The 17,079-nt window shown below is 66.1% G+C and carries 14 protein-coding genes and 1 tRNA gene; 13 read left to right on the top strand and 2 right to left on the bottom strand.

The annotated features are described in order from the left end of the window. Nucleotides 1-196 precede the first annotated feature (196 nt). The 9 genes from BIU82_RS06765 (at nucleotide 197) to BIU82_RS06725 (ending at nucleotide 9,519) form a co-directional block, all read left to right on the top strand. Complete coding sequence (locus BIU82_RS06765; RefSeq protein ID WP_070348711.1) at nucleotides 197-1,096, top strand: AAA family ATPase; 900 nt, start codon at nucleotides 197-199, stop codon at nucleotides 1,094-1,096. Nucleotides 1,097-1,134: 38 nt separating this feature from the next. Continuing rightward, entirely contained in the window at nucleotides 1,135-2,028 is an 894-nt protein-coding gene (locus tag BIU82_RS06760) for a ScpA family protein (RefSeq protein WP_253182705.1), read from the top strand. Next, nucleotides 2,025-2,690: an SMC-Scp complex subunit ScpB gene (scpB, locus tag BIU82_RS06755; protein ID WP_070348709.1), complete on the top strand. Its 666-nt coding sequence runs from the start codon at nucleotides 2,025-2,027 to the stop codon at nucleotides 2,688-2,690. The genes BIU82_RS06760 and scpB overlap by 4 nt, the downstream gene beginning before the upstream one ends. 90 nt (nucleotides 2,691-2,780) lie before the next feature. Continuing rightward, a complete protein-coding gene (locus tag BIU82_RS06750) occupies nucleotides 2,781-3,977 on the top strand; it encodes a pseudouridine synthase (protein ID WP_070348708.1) in 1,197 nt (398 codons plus the stop codon). A 3-nt stretch (nucleotides 3,978-3,980) separates the two neighbouring features. Beyond that, nucleotides 3,981-5,093: a prephenate dehydrogenase gene (locus BIU82_RS06745; RefSeq protein ID WP_070348707.1), complete on the top strand. Its 1,113-nt coding sequence runs from the start codon at nucleotides 3,981-3,983 to the stop codon at nucleotides 5,091-5,093. Beyond that, nucleotides 5,093-5,806: a (d)CMP kinase gene (gene cmk / locus BIU82_RS06740; protein WP_070348706.1), complete on the top strand. Its 714-nt coding sequence runs from the start codon at nucleotides 5,093-5,095 to the stop codon at nucleotides 5,804-5,806. The genes BIU82_RS06745 and cmk overlap by 1 nt, the downstream gene beginning before the upstream one ends. Before the next feature lie 49 nt (nucleotides 5,807-5,855). After that, on the top strand, nucleotides 5,856-6,506 hold the full coding sequence (locus BIU82_RS06735) for a lysophospholipid acyltransferase family protein (RefSeq protein WP_070348705.1): 651 nt from the start codon (nucleotides 5,856-5,858) through the stop codon (nucleotides 6,504-6,506). Further along, a complete protein-coding gene (der, locus tag BIU82_RS06730; RefSeq protein WP_070348704.1) occupies nucleotides 6,503-8,053 on the top strand; it encodes a ribosome biogenesis GTPase Der in 1,551 nt (516 codons plus the stop codon). The genes BIU82_RS06735 and der overlap by 4 nt, the downstream gene beginning before the upstream one ends. A 221-nt stretch (nucleotides 8,054-8,274) precedes the next feature. Then, a complete protein-coding gene (locus BIU82_RS06725) occupies nucleotides 8,275-9,519 on the top strand; it encodes an HNH endonuclease signature motif containing protein (protein ID WP_083292231.1) in 1,245 nt (414 codons plus the stop codon). 28 nt (nucleotides 9,520-9,547) lie between these two features. Here BIU82_RS06725 and BIU82_RS06720 read toward each other — a convergent pair whose 3' ends face one another. Beyond that, the gene (locus tag BIU82_RS06720; RefSeq protein ID WP_070348703.1) at nucleotides 9,548-10,324 is read right to left on the bottom strand and encodes a hypothetical protein; all 777 of its coding nucleotides are present in this window, start codon (nucleotides 10,322-10,324) and stop codon (nucleotides 9,548-9,550) included. Between the two features lie 239 nt (nucleotides 10,325-10,563). Between BIU82_RS06720 and BIU82_RS06715 the strand changes: the two genes are divergently transcribed. The 4 genes from BIU82_RS06715 to BIU82_RS06700 all read left to right on the top strand — a co-directional run bounded on the left by BIU82_RS06715 (nucleotide 10,564) and on the right by BIU82_RS06700 (nucleotide 15,709). Beyond that, nucleotides 10,564-10,637, top strand: a tRNA-Pro gene (locus BIU82_RS06715). A gap of 1,059 nt (nucleotides 10,638-11,696) precedes the next feature. After that, entirely contained in the window at nucleotides 11,697-13,199 is a 1,503-nt protein-coding gene (locus tag BIU82_RS06710; RefSeq protein ID WP_070348702.1) for a PLP-dependent aminotransferase family protein, read from the top strand. An 84-nt stretch (nucleotides 13,200-13,283) separates the two neighbouring features. Further along, nucleotides 13,284-14,414, top strand: a complete 1,131-nt coding sequence (locus BIU82_RS06705) for a TIM barrel protein (RefSeq protein ID WP_216099003.1) — start codon at nucleotides 13,284-13,286, stop codon at nucleotides 14,412-14,414. Between the two features lie 5 nt (nucleotides 14,415-14,419). Further along, nucleotides 14,420-15,709 (top strand): MFS transporter, encoded by a 1,290-nt coding sequence (locus BIU82_RS06700; protein ID WP_216099002.1) that lies wholly within the window; start codon nucleotides 14,420-14,422, stop codon nucleotides 15,707-15,709. Between the two features lie 95 nt (nucleotides 15,710-15,804). Here BIU82_RS06700 and BIU82_RS06695 read toward each other — a convergent pair whose 3' ends face one another. Further along, complete coding sequence (locus BIU82_RS06695; RefSeq protein WP_070348700.1) at nucleotides 15,805-17,007, bottom strand: MFS transporter; 1,203 nt, start codon at nucleotides 17,005-17,007, stop codon at nucleotides 15,805-15,807. Between the last annotated feature and the right edge of the window lie 72 nt (nucleotides 17,008-17,079).

Raw genomic sequence — 17,079 nt, 5'->3', positions numbered from 1 at the left:
AAGGCAGGCTCCCTGGCGGGGGAGCCTGCCTTATGGTTTTGTGTCGAAAACAGCCTCCCAACCGAAACCTTCCACCTCTACTAGAAGGTCAAGGCTCAAATTGCGGGCAATGTCAAGGTTCAAGGAATGCCGTGTCGGGGACGGTAACCTTGCTTGGGAGCAGTAAATGACCGTCGTGGAGAGAGTGGATAAAGACGTGAGCAGCGAACGGGGTACAACTACGCTGGAAGGCACGGATTTCGATCTGGACGAGACCGTCATGGGTCCCACCGGCCGTCCCTACCGCGAATTCCCGGAGCCCGCACCCTTGGACTCCCATGGCCCGGCCCGGGTCATCGCCATGGTCAACCAGAAGGGCGGGGTCGGCAAGACCACGTCCACCATCAACCTCGCCGCCGCGCTCGCCGAATACGGCCGCCGCGTGCTGCTCGTTGACTTCGACCCCCAGGGTGCGCTGTCCGCGGGTCTCGGCGCCAATCCACACGAGCTTGACCTCACGGTCTACAACGTCCTGATGGACCGCAAGGTGGACATCCGGGACGCCATCCAGCAGACCGGCGTCGACGGCGTTGACCTGCTGCCCGCCAACATCGACCTCTCGGCCGCTGAAGTCCAGCTGGTCAACGAAGTGGCCCGCGAGCAGGTGCTGGACCGTGCGTTGAAGAAGGTCGAAGACGACTACGACGTGGTCCTCATCGACTGCCAGCCATCCCTCGGCCTGCTGACCGTCAACGCCCTGACCGCCGCGCACGGCGTCATCATCCCGCTGATCTGCGAATTCTTCGCCCTGCGTGCTGTGGCTCTGCTGGTGGAGACCATCGAGAAGGTCCAGGACCGCCTCAACCCGCGCCTCCAGGTGGACGGCGTGCTCGCCACCATGTTCGACGCCCGCACGCTGCACAGCCGCGAAGTCATCGCCCGCCTCGTCGAGGCCTTCGGCGACAAGGTCTTCGAAACAGTCATCAAGCGCTCCATCAAGTTCGCCGATGCCACCGTCGCCGCCGAGCCGATCACCAGCTACGCGGGCAACCACACTGGTGCCGACGCCTACCGCAGCCTGGCCCGGGAACTGATCCTGCGCGGCGGCGCGCCGTAAAAGGCACCGTGACGGAGCCGCTCACCCTGGCGGGGGACCTGCCCGACGCCGGCAGCCCCAGTTCCGAAGACAGCCCCACCGCGCGCAAGGGCGGCTTTGAGGTCCGGCTGGCCAACTTCACCGGGCCTTTCGACCTGCTGCTCGGCCTGATTGCCAAGCACAAGCTCGATGTCACCGAGCTGGCGCTGGCCACGGTCACCGACGAGTTCATCAAGTACATCCGCCGTCTCCAAGAGCTTGGCGAAAGCTGGGCCTTGGACGAGGCCAGCGAATTTCTGGTGATTGCCGCAACACTGCTGGACCTCAAGGCCGCGCGGCTGCTGCCCGCAGGCGAGGTCGAGGACGAAGAGGACGTGGCCCTGCTCGAGGCCCGGGACCTGCTCTTCGCGCGGCTCCTGCAATACAAGGCGTTCAAGCAACTCGCGGCACATCTCGGCGAAACCCTGGAAAGCGAAGCCAACCGCTTCCCGCGGCAGGTGGCCCTCGAACCGCACTTCGCGGCCCTGCTGCCGGAGCTCATCTGGCGGCACAGCCCGGAACAGTTCGCCGCCGTCGCCGCCAAGGCGCTGGAGCCGAAGGACACCACTCCGCCGGAGGTCGGCGTCGATCATCTCCACGGGGCACCGGTCAGCATCAAGGAACAGGCCGAGATCCTCGGCTACCGGCTGCAGCACGGCCGGCCGCTGTCTTTCCGGGCGCTCGTGGCCGACGCCGAATCCACCCTGGTGGTGGTGGTCCGCTTCCTGGCGCTGCTGGAAATGTTCCGGGACCGGGTGATCGCCTTCGAGCAGCCCGCGCCGCTGTCCGAGCTGACAGTGCGCTGGACTGGCCGCCCGGAGGGCTGGAGCAGCGACGCCCTGAATGATGAATACGACGACGTCCCGGCCGTGCCGGCGGAGGCGTCAACTGCACCTTCGGAGGATTCAGAATGAGTGACTACGAGGACGCCGTCGCGGGCCTCGCCGCGCTGGGGGAGCGGCCCGGCGGGGCGCGGGCGGCGCTGGAAGCGGTGCTCATGGTGATCGACCAGCCCGCAAGCACCGAGGAACTGGCCGCGGGGCTGGGACTGGGCACCGCCGTCGTCGATGAACTGCTGGCGGAACTGCAGCGCGAGTATGACGGCTATACTGTTAAGGCCCCGGGCACGGATGCTGACGGTTCACCTGCTGACGCAGGCGCCAGCACAGCACCCCGGGGTTTTGAGTTGCGGAACGTCGCCGGCGGTTGGCGGATCTACTCACGGGCCGAATTTGCGGACGTCGTGGGGAAGTTCGTTCTCGACGGCCAGACGGCGCGGCTGACCCAGGCAGCACTGGAAACCATGGCGGTCATCGCGTACCGGCAGCCGGTCTCCCGGGCCAGGGTTTCGGCCATCCGCGGGGTGAACGTCGATTCGGTGGTGCGGACCCTCGTCCAGCGCGGCCTGGTCGAAGAAGCCGGCACCGATCCTGAGTCCGGGTCGATCCTTTACAGGAGCACCTCGTACTTCCTGGAACGGATGGGCATTGCTTCCCTTGAGGAGCTGCCGCCCTTGTCGCCGCACCTCCCGGGGCTCGAAGGCATCGAGGAATTCTTCGACGCCGAGCGCATGTAAGCGCTCATCGCAAGGCAGAATTAAACACAGTGGGCAGAGCCAATCTGCCCGGCCGGCCACAGCGGCCGGCCCATAACAAAAGGACGGGTCATGACACAGGCGGGACGCCAGGGTTCACCACGTAACGGATCGGGACGCAACGGCGGCGGAAGCGGCGCCGGACGCAGCGGCGGCTTCGGCAGCAGCCGCGGCGGTGCTTCGGGCGCAGGCAAGCGCGGCTTCGGCGGAGGCCAGTCCAGGCCGTCCCGTCCCCGCGAGGACCGCCCCTTCGACCCCGACAACCCCACCACGGCTGCCGATTTCGGCAAGCGCAGCGCCTCTGCGGGCAAGCCAGCCTCGGGCAAGGCCTCCGGTGGTAAGACCTTCCGGAAGCCCGGCTCCAACAAGCCCGGCAGCGGCAAGGCTCCCGGTACCCCGGGCGCGCCGAAAGCCAAGTCCGGCAAGCCCGCAGGCACCCGCGCCTTCGGCAGCGAACGCTTCGGCCGGAACCTCGGCCCGGTCCGCACCACGCGCGGCCCCAAGGGCAACGTCCCGCAGTCGGACCAGCATGATTCCGACGGCGTGCGCCTGCAGAAGGTCATGGCCCAGGCCGGCGTGGCATCCCGCCGCGTCTGCGAGGAGCTGATCCTCGAAGGCCGAGTCGAAGTCAACGGCCAGGTCACCACCGAACTCGGCATGCGCGTTGACCCCAAGACGGCCGTGATCCACGTGGACGGCATCCGCATCCAGCTGGACGAAAACCTGCTCTACATGGTCTTCAACAAGCCCAAGGGCGTTGTCTCCACCATGGAAGACCCCGAGGGCCGTCCGTGCATCAGCGACTTCCTCAAGAGCAGCAAGACCCGCGGCGAACGCCTCTTCCATGTGGGACGCCTGGATGTCGCCACCGAGGGCCTGCTGCTGCTGACCAACGACGGCGAACTCGCCAACCGCCTGACGCACCCTTCCTACGAGGTGCCCAAGACGTACCTGGTCCAGGTGCGCGCACCGTTCCCGCACGGCATCGGCGCCAAGCTGAAGGCCGGCGTCGAGCTCGAAGACGGCATTGCCGCCGTCGACTCCTTCCGCCTGGTGGACTCCACCCCCGGCTACGTGCTGATCGAAGTGGTGCTGCACTCGGGCAAGAACCGCATCGTGCGCCGCATGTTCGACGCCGTCGGCTTCCCCGTCCAGCGCCTGGTGCGCGTCAAGATCGGTCCCATCGGCCTGGGCGACCAGCGCCAGGGCAGCATCCGCAACCTCGGCAAGCAGGAAATCGGCCACCTCCTGGCATCGGTGGGGCTCTAAGGCATGTCGGCATTCCACTCGCACGGCCGCGGTCACCTGGACGGGCCGGTGGTCATTTTCGGCACGGGCCTGCTCGGTGCCAGCATCGGCCTGGGCCTGCGCGGCCGCGGCGTGCCGGTGTACCTTTCGGACCCGTCGCCCACCAACCAGGCGGTCGCCGTGGACATCGGGGCCGGCCGGCCGCTCGATGAACTAGAGCCCGACGGCGGACCCCGCCTCGTGGTGGTGGCCGCGCCGCCGGACGTGACGGCCGACGTCGTCGAACGCGCCCTGGGCGAGTACCCCGGCGCGGTGGTGGTCGATATCGCCAGCGTGAAGGCAGGCATCCAGGCCGAGCTGCGCAGCCGCGGCGTGGACATGTCCCGCTACGTGGGCACGCACCCGATGGCCGGACGTGAAAAGTCCGGACCGGTTGCTGCCCGCGGCGAGCTGTTCACCTCCATGCCGTGGGTCATCTGCCCGGCGGAAGAGAGCAGCGCGGAGGCGGTGCAGACTGCGCGCTCCCTGGCCGGGGACCTGGGCGCGTTCGTTACCCAGTTCACCGCCGAGGAACACGACGAAGCCGTGGCGCTGGTGTCCCACCTGCCGCAGATCATGTCCTCCCTGCTGGCCAGCCGCCTGCAGGGAACCCCGCTGCATGCACTGTCCCTCGCGGGCAACGGCCTGCGCGACACCACCCGCATCGCCGCCAGCGACCCCACCCTCTGGGTGCAGATCCTGGGCGGCAACGCGGGCAGGATCGTGGAGATCCTGCATGGCGTGCGCGAGGACCTGAACCGGCTCATCGGCACCCTCGAAGATCCGCTGGCACCGGGCGCCCGCCTGGACCTGGCCCAGCTGATCAGCGAGGGCAACGCCGGACAGGCCCGTATCCCGGGCAAGCACGGTGGCCCGCCGCAGGCCTACTCCTGGCTGACTGTCCTGGTGGACGACAAGCCCGGCCAGATCGCGCGGCTCCTCACCGAAATCGGCGAGATCGGCGTCAACGTCGAAGACCTCCGCCTGGACCACTCGTCCGGGCAGAACGTCGGCATGGTGGAGCTGTCCGTCCTGCCGAACAAGCACGACCTCCTTGTAGAAGCCCTCAGCGACCGTGGATGGCGGGTACTCCAGTAATGACACGTGAACTTTTTGGCCCTGAAACCGTTGTCCGTCCCGGAAAGCCGCTGGTGGTCGCCATCGACGGCCCGTCCGGTTCGGGCAAGTCCAGCGTGAGCAAGGAAGTGGCCCGCCGCCTCAAGCTCGCCTACCTGGACACTGGCGCGATGTACCGCGCGCTCACCTGGCACTGCCTCAAGACCGGCGTGGACCTGACGGACGCCGCCGCCGTCGAACAGGCCGCCGAGGACCTGCCGCTGGAGCAGAGCACCAGCCCCAACCACGAGTACGTGGCCGTTGGCGGCGTCGACATCACCGAGGATATCCGCGAACCGCGGATCTCTTCCTCGGTCAGTGCCGTCGCCACCACCATGGGCGCCCGGAACGAACTGATCCGCCGGCAGCGCGAGCTCATCGACCAGCACCACCACCGCATGGTGGTCGAAGGCCGGGACATCACCACCGTCGTCGCGCCCAACGCCGAAGTCCGCATGCTGCTGACCGCCAGTGAGGAGGCCCGGCTGCGCCGCCGCGGCATCCAGCTGGGCGGCACGCAGAGCCAGGAAGAACTCGCCGCCCAGGTGATCCAGCGCGATGCAAAGGACTCCACCGTGGTGAACTTCACCCGCGCGGCCGACGGCGTGGTCACCCTGGACTCCTCGGACCTGGATTTCGAGCAGACCGTGGACACGGCGCTGGAGATCGTGGCCAAGGTCATCTACGGTGACTGACCGTTCCCCACGCGCGGGCGCTGCGGGCACTTTGCCGGCGCCGTGGACCATGCTGTGGAGCCGGCCCGTCGGCTTCATCCTGGACCACGTGCTGTACAAGACCAGCGTGCGCGGCCGCTCCAACGTCCCCAAGGCAGGCCCGGTGATCTTCGCCGGCAACCACATCAGCTACCTGGACGGGCCGGTGATGTTCGGCGCCGCCCCGAGGCCCATGCACATCCTGGTCAAGAAGGAGATGTTCACGGGGTTCCTGGGGCGGGTGCTGCGCGCTTCCGGCCAGATCCCGGTGGACCGCTCCGGCGACCGCGCCGCCCTGCAGGCGGGCAAGGGGCTGCTCGACGCCGGCCGTTGCGTCGGGATCCTGCCTGAAGGGACGCGGGGGAGCGGCTCAGCCGAAAGCATTGCCAACGGGGTCGCCTGGCTCGCGCTGACCACCGGAGCCACGGTGGTTCCGGTCGCGATCCTCGGTACCCGCAGCGGCGCCGAACACCGCGACTCGATCCCGAAGCTGCGCCGGAGGCTGTCCGTCAGCTTCGGTGCCCCGCTGTGCGTGAGCCGCCGGGCCGGCGAGTCCGGTCGTGTTTCAATGGACAGGGCGGCGGCCGAGATCCAGGCCGCGCTGGCCGGACATATCCGGGACAGCGTGGCCGTCACTGGACAGGCCCTTCCCCACATACCACCACTAAGGAAAGTGCAATGAGCGATACGACTCAAAAATCCGGCGCCTACGGAGCCGGCGACGACGAATACACGCCCACCGGCACCGACCAGGTGGCGGAGAACCTCGCCGCCCTTGACGACGAGGAGGCCGATCTCCGCGCCGCCTCGCTCCGTGCCGGCCTGGAAGACTACGAACTCGACGAGGACGATGCCGCCCTCCTCGACGGACTCTACGATGACGAAGGCGAAGATGGCCCGCTCAAGCTGGACCCGGTGCTGGCCATCATCGGCCGCCCGAACGTGGGCAAGTCCACTCTGGTGAACCGTATCCTCGGCCGGCGCGAGGCCGTCGTCGAGGACGTTCCCGGCGTGACCCGCGACCGCGTCATGTACTCGGCCAGCTGGAACGGCCAGAACTTCACGCTGGTGGACACCGGCGGATGGGAGCACGACGCCAAGGGCATCCATGCCCGCGTCGCCGAGCAGGCCGAGATGGCCGTTGAGCTGGCCGACGCCGTGCTGTTCGTGGTGGACTCCGCCGTTGGCGCCACTGCCACGGACGAGGGCGTCATGAAGATGCTGCGCAAGTCCAAGAAGCCGGTCATCCTGGTGGCCAACAAGGTGGACGACTTCGCGCAGGAAGCCGAATCCGCCGTGCTCTGGGGCCTTGGCTTCGGTGAGCCGTACCCGGTGTCCGCACTGCACGGCCGTGGCGTGGCCGACCTCCTGGACAAGGTGGTCGAGACCCTTCCGGAGTACTCCGAGGTGGAGAGCGTCGACCGTTCCGGCGGTCCGCGCCGCATCGCGCTCATCGGCCGCCCGAACGTGGGTAAGTCCTCGCTGCTGAACAAGCTCGCAGGTTCCGAACGCGTCGTCGTCGACAACCTCGCAGGCACCACCCGCGATCCCGTGGACGAGTTCATCGAGCTCGGCGGCCGCACCTGGCGCTTCGTGGACACCGCCGGTATCCGCCGCCGCCAGCACATGGCGCAGGGCGCCGACTTCTACGCCTCCCTGCGGACGCAGGCCGCCCTCGAAAAGGCGGAGGTCGCCGTCGTGCTCCTCGCCGTGGACGAAGTGCTCAGCGAACAGGACGTCCGCATCCTGCAGCTGGCCATCGAATCCGGCCGTGCGCTGGTGCTCGCGTTCAACAAGTGGGACCTGCTGGACGACGAACGCCGCCGCTACCTGGAGCGCGAGATCGAGCAGGACCTGGCACACGTGGAGTGGGCGCCGCGCGTCAACATCTCGGCTAAGACCGGCTGGCACAAGGACCGCCTGGTGCCTGCACTGGACAAGGCCCTGGAGAGTTGGGATAAGCGCATCCCCACCGGCCGCCTGAACGCCTTCCTGGGCGAGCTCGTGGCAGCGCATCCGCATCCGGTCCGCGGCGGCAAGCAGCCCCGCATCCTCTTCGGCACCCAGGCCTCCAGCCGCCCGCCGAAGTTCGTGCTGTTCACCACCGGCTTCCTGGATCCCGGATACCGCCGCTTCATCACCCGCCGCCTGCGCGAAACCTTCGGCTTCGAAGGAACGCCCATCGAGGTCAGCATGCGGGTCCGCGAGAAGCGCGGACGGAAGAAGTAGTTTCTTGGTTTAGCGCTCGACGGCGCGCCTCCCTTTGTGGGAGGCGCGCCGTTTTGTTTTGGGGTGGTTTTGCGGTGGCCTGAAAATGTCTGACCCTGCTGCTTGGATGGGTTTATGGAGGCCACTGGGGTTTTGGAGGACGCACCGCCGCAGGGTGATGCGGTGTTTGATCCTGCCGTGGCCTTGGACAATTTGGTCTCCACGTTGCAGGACAGGCTGTGATGGCGGGTTTGCAGGCGTTTAGGGAGTACACGCTTGCTGTGGCGGCGCGGGTCGCGGAGGTGATGGCCGACGACGGCGGACCTGGCTTTGGTGCCTCGCCATCGGGTTTGGGCGCGGTGGAGTTGGCCCAGCGTGCGGTGGCGGCGGAGATCGCCACTGCGACGCGGATGAGCGACCGGGTGGTGCAGCGCCAGATGGGCCAGGCCCTGGAGTTGCTGGGCCGTTTCCCGGCCACGTTCCATGCTTTGGCGGATGGGCGGATCAGCCTGAGTCATGCGCGGGTGATCCAGGACGCCGGAACCTCCCTGGAAGACCCCGAGACCTTGGCCGGTTACGAGGCGGCCGTGCTTCCGTGTGCCGAGTCGCAGGCGCCGAACCGTCTGCGGCGGCTCGCGGCCCGGGAAGCGGAAAGGGTGCACCCCGAGGCCTTGGCTGTCCGGCATGAGCGGGCTGTGGCGGGGCGGTGTGTGCGGGTGAACCCGTTGCCTGATGGCATGGCCGAACTTGCTGCGACCCTTCCCGCCGTGGTGGCGTACGGGATCCACGATCGGTTGACTCAGATGGCCAAGAAGCACACGGAACTGGCCTCCGGTGAATCAGGCACGTCCGTGCAGGAACCCCGGTCCATGGACCAGTTGCGGGCTGATTTGTTTGCTGACTTGCTGCTCGGCGGCGCACCCACGGGGCATGACACCCCGGACGGACTTTTGGCCGCGGTTACGGCCCAGGTGGACGTCACCGTCCCGGTACTCACGCTGATAGATGGGAACAGTGAACGCGCCTCGGCCGAGCTAAGCGGACGGCACCCGATTGACCCCGCCACCGCCAAGCACCTCGCCGGCAAGGCCACGGCCTGGAACCGGGTGTTGACTGATCCGGTCAGCGGTGCCGTGTTGGCGGTGGACAGGTACCGGCCGAGTGAGGACCTCAAGCGCCTGCTCACTGCCCGGGATTCGCGTTGCCGTTTTCCCGGCTGCGGTATCCCGGCCCGGGACCTCGACTTGGATCACACCCATGACGCCGCCCACGGCGGACCGACCGAAACCGGAAACCTCGCCGGGCTCTGCCGCCGGCACCACGTCCTCAAACATCACAGCCGCTGGGCCGTCAAGCAAACCGGCAACGGAACTCTGGAATGGACCAGCCTCACCGGCCGGAACTACACAGACAAGCCACCCACACCAGCGGCAACCACGGCTGCTGATCCGCCGGGAAACACCACCAACAAGCCGCCGCCCTTCTGAATCGGGAACGCTCTTGGACCGTGCAGTTCTACCCGTTCGGATACGCCGCAGTGATCGCCTTCTGGCGCAGCACCGCGAACTGGGCGTACATATCGTGCAGCAAGTAGAGGTCGCGGCGGCGGGTCCACGGCTGGCCGGACCGCGTGTCGTACTCGCCCGGCATCTGGACGCCGGCCGGTGCGAAGGCATCCATGCCGCGGTCGCAGGTGGTCTGGACGCAACGCTTCACATGGTCGCGGAAACCCACCACACCGGCCGTGCCCGATGTTCCACGGAGGGCAACAACCTGGGCGGCAACGCCGTCGGTGCTGAGATAGGTGATGGTGCCATCCGCCCCGATCACCGGCTCAATGGACGCCACGCGGTCCATGCCGTACTTGCTTTCAAGGAATCGGGCGATCTCCCACTGCGCAAACACCGGCACATCCTTCTGCTCGCGGACCGCGGCGATGGTGTCCGCGAGGGCTTCGTTAACAGGCCCGGGCTCGTACAGGACCTTGGACGGGTCGCCGCCACCAGCCGGGGCGCGGTTCCCGAAAGCGTAGGCAACGATGTAATCGATGTTCTCCAGCCCCGTCACCGGCGGCTGCCAGTTGAATCCGATGTCCTGGATGTAGGGCTCGACGACGGCGGCGGTCCCCGGATCATCCAGCTCGCGGCTCAGCGCGTCCAGCATGAGGCGTGTGAGCTTTTGCTCCTGCGCGGTGTCCGAGAAAGCGGCCTGCGCTGTGCCGGCCGTGAGCAGGGGGATCGAAGCGGCTGCGGTGGTGGCGGCAGCTGCAGTGAAGAAACGACGGCGGTCCATAGGGGAAGCCTTTCGAGTTGGGGGAACTGGGGTGGTATGGATTGGGGTGCTCCGGAACCGTAACGACGCCGACTGAACAGGGTTTGAACCGCAGGTGGCTCGCCGGTTCCTGACCGCAGCTTTAGGTGCGTGGCGACACGGCGTGTCGGAGGACCTTCGATTTCTCATCCGGGCCGCTTTCGTATAGGCTGATACGCGTTGCTTGAACGGCCGCGAACAGCGATAACGGTCAGGCAAGGCGGGCTGTAGCGCAGCTTGGTAGCGCACCTGACTGGGGGTCAGGGGGTCGCAGGTTCAAATCCTGTCAGCCCGACCGCAAGAATCCCTGACAAGAAGGGTTTGTCGGGGATTTTCTGTTTCTGCCGTTTGAGCTCTGTGAGCTTTATTGTCCGAGCTGGCAGATAACGTGACGTCATGAGCATGGGACGCAGCTACTCAGATGACCAGCTTCGCGAAGCGGTTATTTCCTCGAACTCCTGGCGCGGCGTTCTTCGCGGCCTCGGTCTTATCGCGACTTCCGCAAGCGCAATACAGTCAGTGCGTGCTCATGCCGACCGTATCGGGGCCGACTATGAGCATTTCGCAGGGCGGCGCCGATGGTCGGAGCAAAGGTTACGCGAAGCGATTAGTGCGGCCACCGATTGGCGGGGCGTTCTAAGGGAACTACGCCTAAAGGAAGCTGACATGGTACTGGTGCAAGGGCATGCAACGCGCCTAGGGATCGACATCTCACACCTGACGATTGAGTTGGCTAAAGGCGAAGGGCCGGAGCCCATTACGGCCATGGATGTCGCGCACCTCCGGCGAGCAGGATCCCTCTTAGCTGCGGCGTGGTTCACCCTATGCGGTAGCGACGTCTCGTGGCCTCTGGAGCCTAGCCGCTATGATCTCTTGGTTTTGGACAATTCCCGAATCCGCAGGGTTCAAGTCAAGACGACGACCACGCGTAGCGGCAATTCGTGGAAGGTGTACCTCTCGACGGCGCGCCATGGCCGTACTATCTATGGTCCGAACGAAATCGATGACTTCTTTATCATTGATGGAGACTTTTCTTACTACTTGATTCCGTTGTCGGTTGTTGGTGGCCTCCAAGCGATTCATCTGAATGCCTATACCCGATTTCTTGTGCCCCAGATTCCACGATCAGCCAACGCCAACTCCCGTCGCCAAACGCCACAGTCTTCCCCAAGGCACCCCCCGCCCGCACCTTAGTCGGGCAGCCCTGCGGCCCGGCGCCCATAGCGCCGTCCGAGGTGCCGTCCCCCGCGGGGTGTTTCGATCTTGGCCTCGGACAGGACCTTGGAGGCGAGGGCCGGGCCGGGCCGCGCCGTAAAATGGCCGTCATGGTGAATCCAGCCTCCCGGCACGCACGATGAAGAGTGCCGGCGGCCGCTTGCTGGCAGGGCTCGAACTCGACCGGGCTGCCTCACAACCCCTGCACCGGCAGCTGTACGGTCAATTACGCATGCAGATCCTCACCGGTGCGCTCCCGAGCGGAACCAGGCTGCCTTCTACCCGCACGCTGGTCGCCGAACTCGGGGTCTCACGGATCACCGTCGTCTCGGCTTTCGAACAGCTCACCGCTGAGGGCTTCCTGCGCTCGCGGGCCGGTGACGGCACGTACGTGGACACGCTGTGGAGCGAGGCCGCCCCGCAGCAGCCCATGCCCCGGCCGCCGTTGTCCGCCCGCAGTGCGGCGACGTCGTCGCGCGGTACCGATCTGTTCAGCGAAGCACCCTACTCGTGGGCGCCGGCCGAGACGGAGTCCTTCGTGGCCAGCCAGATCGCGTCCTCGGCCTTTCCGGCAACCACCTGGAAGCGCCTCCTGGGACGCCACGCGGGGCGCACCGATCCACTCATGATCGGCTACAGCGATCCGCACGGTTACCGGGCTCTTCGGGAGGCCATCGCAGACTACGTCAATGATGTGCGTGGCCTCGGCTGTACAGCAGAGCAGATTGTCGTCACCTCTGGAGCGCAGCAGGCCTTCAACGTGTTGGCGGTCCTTCTCCTGGACGTCGGGGATATGGTCCTCGTCGAGGACCCCGGGCATATTTCCGGCCGCTTGGCCTTCCAGTCTCTGGGGTGTCCCGTCCAGGGCGTCCCGGTCGACGACGAAGGCGCGGTCGTTCCGGACGGGCCAGCGCACGAGGGCGGGTCCCCGGCCCGGTTGGCCTGCCTGACTCCCGCACGGCAACACCCCCTCGGAATGACGATGAGCCCCGCCCGCCGCGCGGAATGGATCGCGTGGGCGCAGCGGAACGGAAGCTGGATCGTCGAAGATGATTGCGACAGCGAACTGCGGTACCGGGGGAAGCACCTGCCTACCTTGTTCGGCCTTGACCTGAGCAGGCACGTGATCACCGTGGGATCGTTCAGCAAGGTGCTTTCTCCGTCGATCCGGCTCGGATACTGCGTGCTTCCGGAGGACCTGGTGGAGCCCTTTGCCTCGGCGTCGTCCGTCATCGGGCGTCCGCCGCCCATGGTGCTCCAGGCCGCGCTCGCGGATTTTCTGTCCGAAGGACACCTGCACGCCCACCTTCGCCGCACCCGCCGTCTGTACGCCGGACGCCAGGATGCCTTGCTTGAGGCGGTCGGCCAGCAGCTGGCGCATAGAATCGAGGCCCGCCCGGTCGATGCCGGCCTGCATGTGGTCGGCCGGCTTCGCGAAGACATTGACGATATTGTCGTGGCGCGCGGACTGGCAGCGGGCGGGGTGTACACCTATCCGCTGGGGGAGTACCGGCTCACCAGGCGGCTGCCGCCAGCGCTCCTTATCGGCTTCGCAGGGACGGACGAAGCGCATATGCCTTATGCGGTAGGCCGGATGGCTGCGGCCTGGGACCGCTGGGAGCGTTCCAGCAGGAGATATTGAAACGGCTTAACTGCGGGAATGGACTTAACGGCAGTGGCCATAATGGATCTTTTTCGGCATCCATTGGCGGCGTACAAATAGTGCGTGACATTCGCCACCACCACTGACCCGCTTCCCGAGGAGCCGATCATGTCCCCACCCGAAGAACAATTCCGGGCGCTTCTCAGCCCGCGCCTCAATGACGCGGAGATAGCGTCCCTGCCCCGTCTCGACGACGACCTTGCCCGGAAATTGATTGACCGGATTGACGGCGTCCGCCTGTTCGGCCACGCCTATGCGCTCCTGGGAAACCTGACATACGGCGGATTCGGGCCCGACGACGTACTCGACTTCGCCCATCGCCACGGCCTGGCCGGCGTATGCATCCACCTCCTTGATGGTGAGGAGCGGAGCTTGGGCCGGATGAGCGATGAACAACTGCGCAGGTTCGCCCGCAAAGCGGAGAACCTTGGCCTGGACATCCACCTGGAGATCAGCACCACCCTGCGTGCAGACGTAGATCAGGTGGTCCGGATCGCGGGTATCCTCGGTGTCCGGAACATCCGGGTGTATTCCCGCTTCGAAGGGCAGCTGTCCGAGGTCATGGAACGGATTGAACAGGATCTCCTCCGGCTCGCCGCCCTCGCCGATCAGCATGATCTGACGTTCTCTTTCGAACAGCATGAAGAACTTCGTTCCACGGAAATCGCCGAGCTGCTCCGCCGCGTCAACCATCCGCGCCTGTACGCAATGTTCGACTTCGGAAACATGGTCAACGCCTGCGAGCGCCCGCTGGATGCCCTGTCCGCACTGGCACCCCATATCCTTCAAGCCCATCTGAAAGGCGTCCACATTCTTCCCGAAGGCGACGGCTTCGGGCACCGCGGTGTCCTGCAGGGCAGCCCCGAGGACGACCTGCCCGGTGCCCGGATGCTTTTCGAGCTCCTGATGCTCGGCGACGACGAACCCCAGGTCATCGCGCTGGCACTCGAACAGGAAAACCTCTACTACGCTCCCGCCTTCCGTCATGCCGGTGAAGGCGACAACCCGTTCATTCCGTACCGGGACCTCAGCACGACGGGCATTCCGGACGGTTGGAGCCTGGATGATCTCCTCGCCGCTGAGCCCGGCTGGGCCGACCATCAGGTGGCTTACGTCAAGGAGCTGCTTTCCACCATGCGCAGCATCGCCGCCGCGCAACTCGACCCCACGATCTCCCTGGCAGGTGCACGATGACTACGGTGACCCAAACCCCCGCGAAATCCACTAAGCCCGTTGACTGGAGCAAGTGGATCCGCTTCGCCTTGCTCGTCATGGCCGGTGGCACCATCTACAAACTCGCCAACCTCAAGGACGCCTTCTACGTTCCGATGCAGGAAGCCATGGGGCTCAACCACACTGAGATCGGGACCTTGCTGAGCATCAACTCGATCGTGGCGACGGCGCTCTTCGTGGTGGGTGGCTTCCTCGCCGACCGCTTCTCCACAAGGATCCTCATTCCCCTCGGCCTGATCGGCACGGGCACCCTTGGCCTGTACCTCAGCACCTTCCCGGGTTTCGGCACTTTGCTTCTCGTCTTTGCGTTGCTTGCCGTCTGTTCCGACTGCCTCGTGTGGCCTGCGCTGCTCAAGAGCATCCGGCAGCTTGGCGGTTCGAAGGAGCAGGGCCGGCTCTTCGGCCTGCTTGAAGGCGGCCGCGGCATCGTGGATACCGCGGTGGCGTTCTCGGCCCTCGGGATCTTCGTCTGGATGGGTTCCGGAACCGGCGGATTCCGCGCGGCCATCGCCTTCTACGCGATCATCGACATTGCCGTCGGCGTGCTGTTGTTCCTGCTGCTCCGGACCCGCGCGGAAGAACCAGTGGCGGGACAGGAGGCAGCGACGAAGCAGAAAGCCGGCATCGCTGAGATCTGGCGCGCGGCGAGGCTGCCGCAGCTGTGGTGGGTGAGCTTCACGGTGTTCATGGTCTATGTCGTGTACTGCGGCCTGACCTATTTCATCCCGTACCTGACCTACGTCTACGGGCTGCCGGTCGCGCTGGTCGGCGCCTACGGCATCATCAACCAGTACGGCCTGAAAATCCTGGGCGGGCCGATCGGTGGCGTGCTCTCGGACAAGGTGTTCAAGAGTTCAAGCTGGTACATCCGCGTGGCGTTCCTGTGCTTGATCCCGGTGGTCACGGTGCTGCTTCTCCTGCCGGCGGATCCCGGAAGCCAAATACCGGCGATGATCGTCACCCTGCTGTTTTCGCTGATCGTCTTCACGATGCGCGGGGTGTTCTGGGCGCCCATGGACGAGGTGGGCATCCCTGAGCAGATCAGCGGCACAGCCTTCGGCATCGCCTGCCTGGTTGGCTACGCACCCGGCATGTTCGCCTTCATCGGCTACGGGGCCATCCTCGATGCCAATCCGGGGGCCAGCGGCTATCACATCGTGTTCGTCGCGCTCGCCGCGCTCGCACTCGTGGGGTCGCTCGTGTCGACCGGTCTTGCCAGGGTCGCCAAGGCGCACCGCATGGCAATCGTGGACTGACCTCCGCCAACCCCGAACACAACGGAACCCCCGGGATATCCCGGGGGTTCCGTCGTCGTACGCGGAGACGGGCATGGCGCCCGCACGGTACGGCCTTAGTGCACAGCAACCGCTGAATCGTCGACGGCGACTGCCGGGCTTGCGGGGATGCCTGCCCGCTTGGCGGTGATCGCCGCGATCACCATCACCACGAGGGCCGAAGCGGTGATGACGGCCCCGATCCAGATGGGCGAGGTGTAGCCGAGGCCCGCTGCGATGCCGAGGCCGCCGGTCCAGGCGCCCAGGGCGTTGCCCACGTTGAACGCGCCGATGTTGGCACCGGAGGCAAGGGTGGGAGCCTGGCCTGCGTAGATCATGATCCGGCTCTGCAGGCCGGGAACGGTGCCGAAGCCGAAGCCGCCCATGAGGAAGAGGGCAATGATCGTGGCCGGCTGGGATCCGGCGAAGAGGCCGAACAGCGCCAGTACGACGATCAGGGCAACGATGAAGAAGATCAGGGTGCCGTCGATTGAACGGTCGGCCATGCGTCCGCCCAGCCAGTTTCCGATCACCAGTCCGGCGCCGAAGAGCACCAGCAGCCACGGCACGGCGGAGGAGGCGAAGCCGCTGACCTCGGTGAGGGTGTAGGCGATGTAGGTGAAGGCGCCGAACATGCCGCCGTAGGCGAGGATGGTGACCGAGAGGGAGAGCCATACCTGGCCGGAGCGGAAGGCGCCCAGTTCGCTGCGGAGGCTGATCTGTTCGCCCGACTGGCGGAGCACGGGAACTAGGACTGCGATGCCGATGAACGCCAGCACGCCGATCGCCGAGATGGCCCAGAAGGTGGCGCGCCAGCCGAACTGCTGGCCGATGAAGGTGCCGAAGGGAACGCCGAGGACATTGGCAGCGGTGAGGCCGGTGAACATGATGGCGATGGCGCCCGCCTTCTTGGCCGGTGCCACCAGGCTGGCGGCAACCACGGAGCCGATGCCGAAGAAGGCGCCGTGGCAGAGGGCGGCGATGATGCGGCCGATCATGGCCACGTTGTAGTTGCCGGCCAGGGCGGTCAGCGCGTTGCCCACGATGAACAGCACGATCAGGCTGAGCAGGACGGTTTTGCGGGGGAGCCGGGTGGTGGCTGCGGTCAACAGCAGGGCGCCGACCACCACGCTGAGGGCGTATCCGGAAATGAGCCATCCTGCGGCGGCTTCGGTGACTGCGAAGTCTGCGGCCACCTCGGGCAGCAGGCCCATGATGACGAATTCGGTAAGCCCGATGCCGAACGCGCCGATGGCGAGTGCGAGTAGGCCGAGAGGCATGAGGGGTCTCCTGTTACACTGGGAAAGTATTTGCAGGCGCTGGTTATTTCGCCGATGAATCTATAGTTGCAC

Source organism: Arthrobacter sp. SW1 (assembly GCF_001766675.1).
Lineage (GTDB): Bacteria > Actinomycetota > Actinomycetes > Actinomycetales > Micrococcaceae > Arthrobacter.
Note: the sequence above shows the minus strand (reverse complement) of the source record. Positions and strands in the feature narration are given on the sequence as shown.

What these genes read in the sequence shown, in the direction of transcription:
- BIU82_RS06695 (WP_070348700.1), bottom strand. Translation starts at nt 17,007, where the DNA reads ATGCCTCTCGGCCTACTCGCACTCGCCATCGGCGCGTTCGGCATCGGG.
- BIU82_RS06710 (WP_070348702.1), top strand. Translation starts at nt 11,697, where the DNA reads ATGAAGAGTGCCGGCGGCCGCTTGCTGGCAGGGCTCGAACTCGACCGG.
- BIU82_RS06745 (WP_070348707.1), top strand. Translation starts at nt 3,981, where the DNA reads ATGTCGGCATTCCACTCGCACGGCCGCGGTCACCTGGACGGGCCGGTG.
- BIU82_RS06720 (WP_070348703.1), bottom strand. Translation starts at nt 10,324, where the DNA reads ATGGACCGCCGTCGTTTCTTCACTGCAGCTGCCGCCACCACCGCAGCC.
- der (WP_070348704.1), top strand. Translation starts at nt 6,503, where the DNA reads ATGAGCGATACGACTCAAAAATCCGGCGCCTACGGAGCCGGCGACGAC.
- BIU82_RS06750 (WP_070348708.1), top strand. Translation starts at nt 2,781, where the DNA reads ATGACACAGGCGGGACGCCAGGGTTCACCACGTAACGGATCGGGACGC.
- scpB (WP_070348709.1), top strand. Translation starts at nt 2,025, where the DNA reads ATGAGTGACTACGAGGACGCCGTCGCGGGCCTCGCCGCGCTGGGGGAG.
- BIU82_RS06735 (WP_070348705.1), top strand. Translation starts at nt 5,856, where the DNA reads ATGCTGTGGAGCCGGCCCGTCGGCTTCATCCTGGACCACGTGCTGTAC.
- BIU82_RS06725 (WP_083292231.1), top strand. Translation starts at nt 8,275, where the DNA reads ATGGCGGGTTTGCAGGCGTTTAGGGAGTACACGCTTGCTGTGGCGGCG.
- cmk (WP_070348706.1), top strand. Translation starts at nt 5,093, where the DNA reads ATGACACGTGAACTTTTTGGCCCTGAAACCGTTGTCCGTCCCGGAAAG.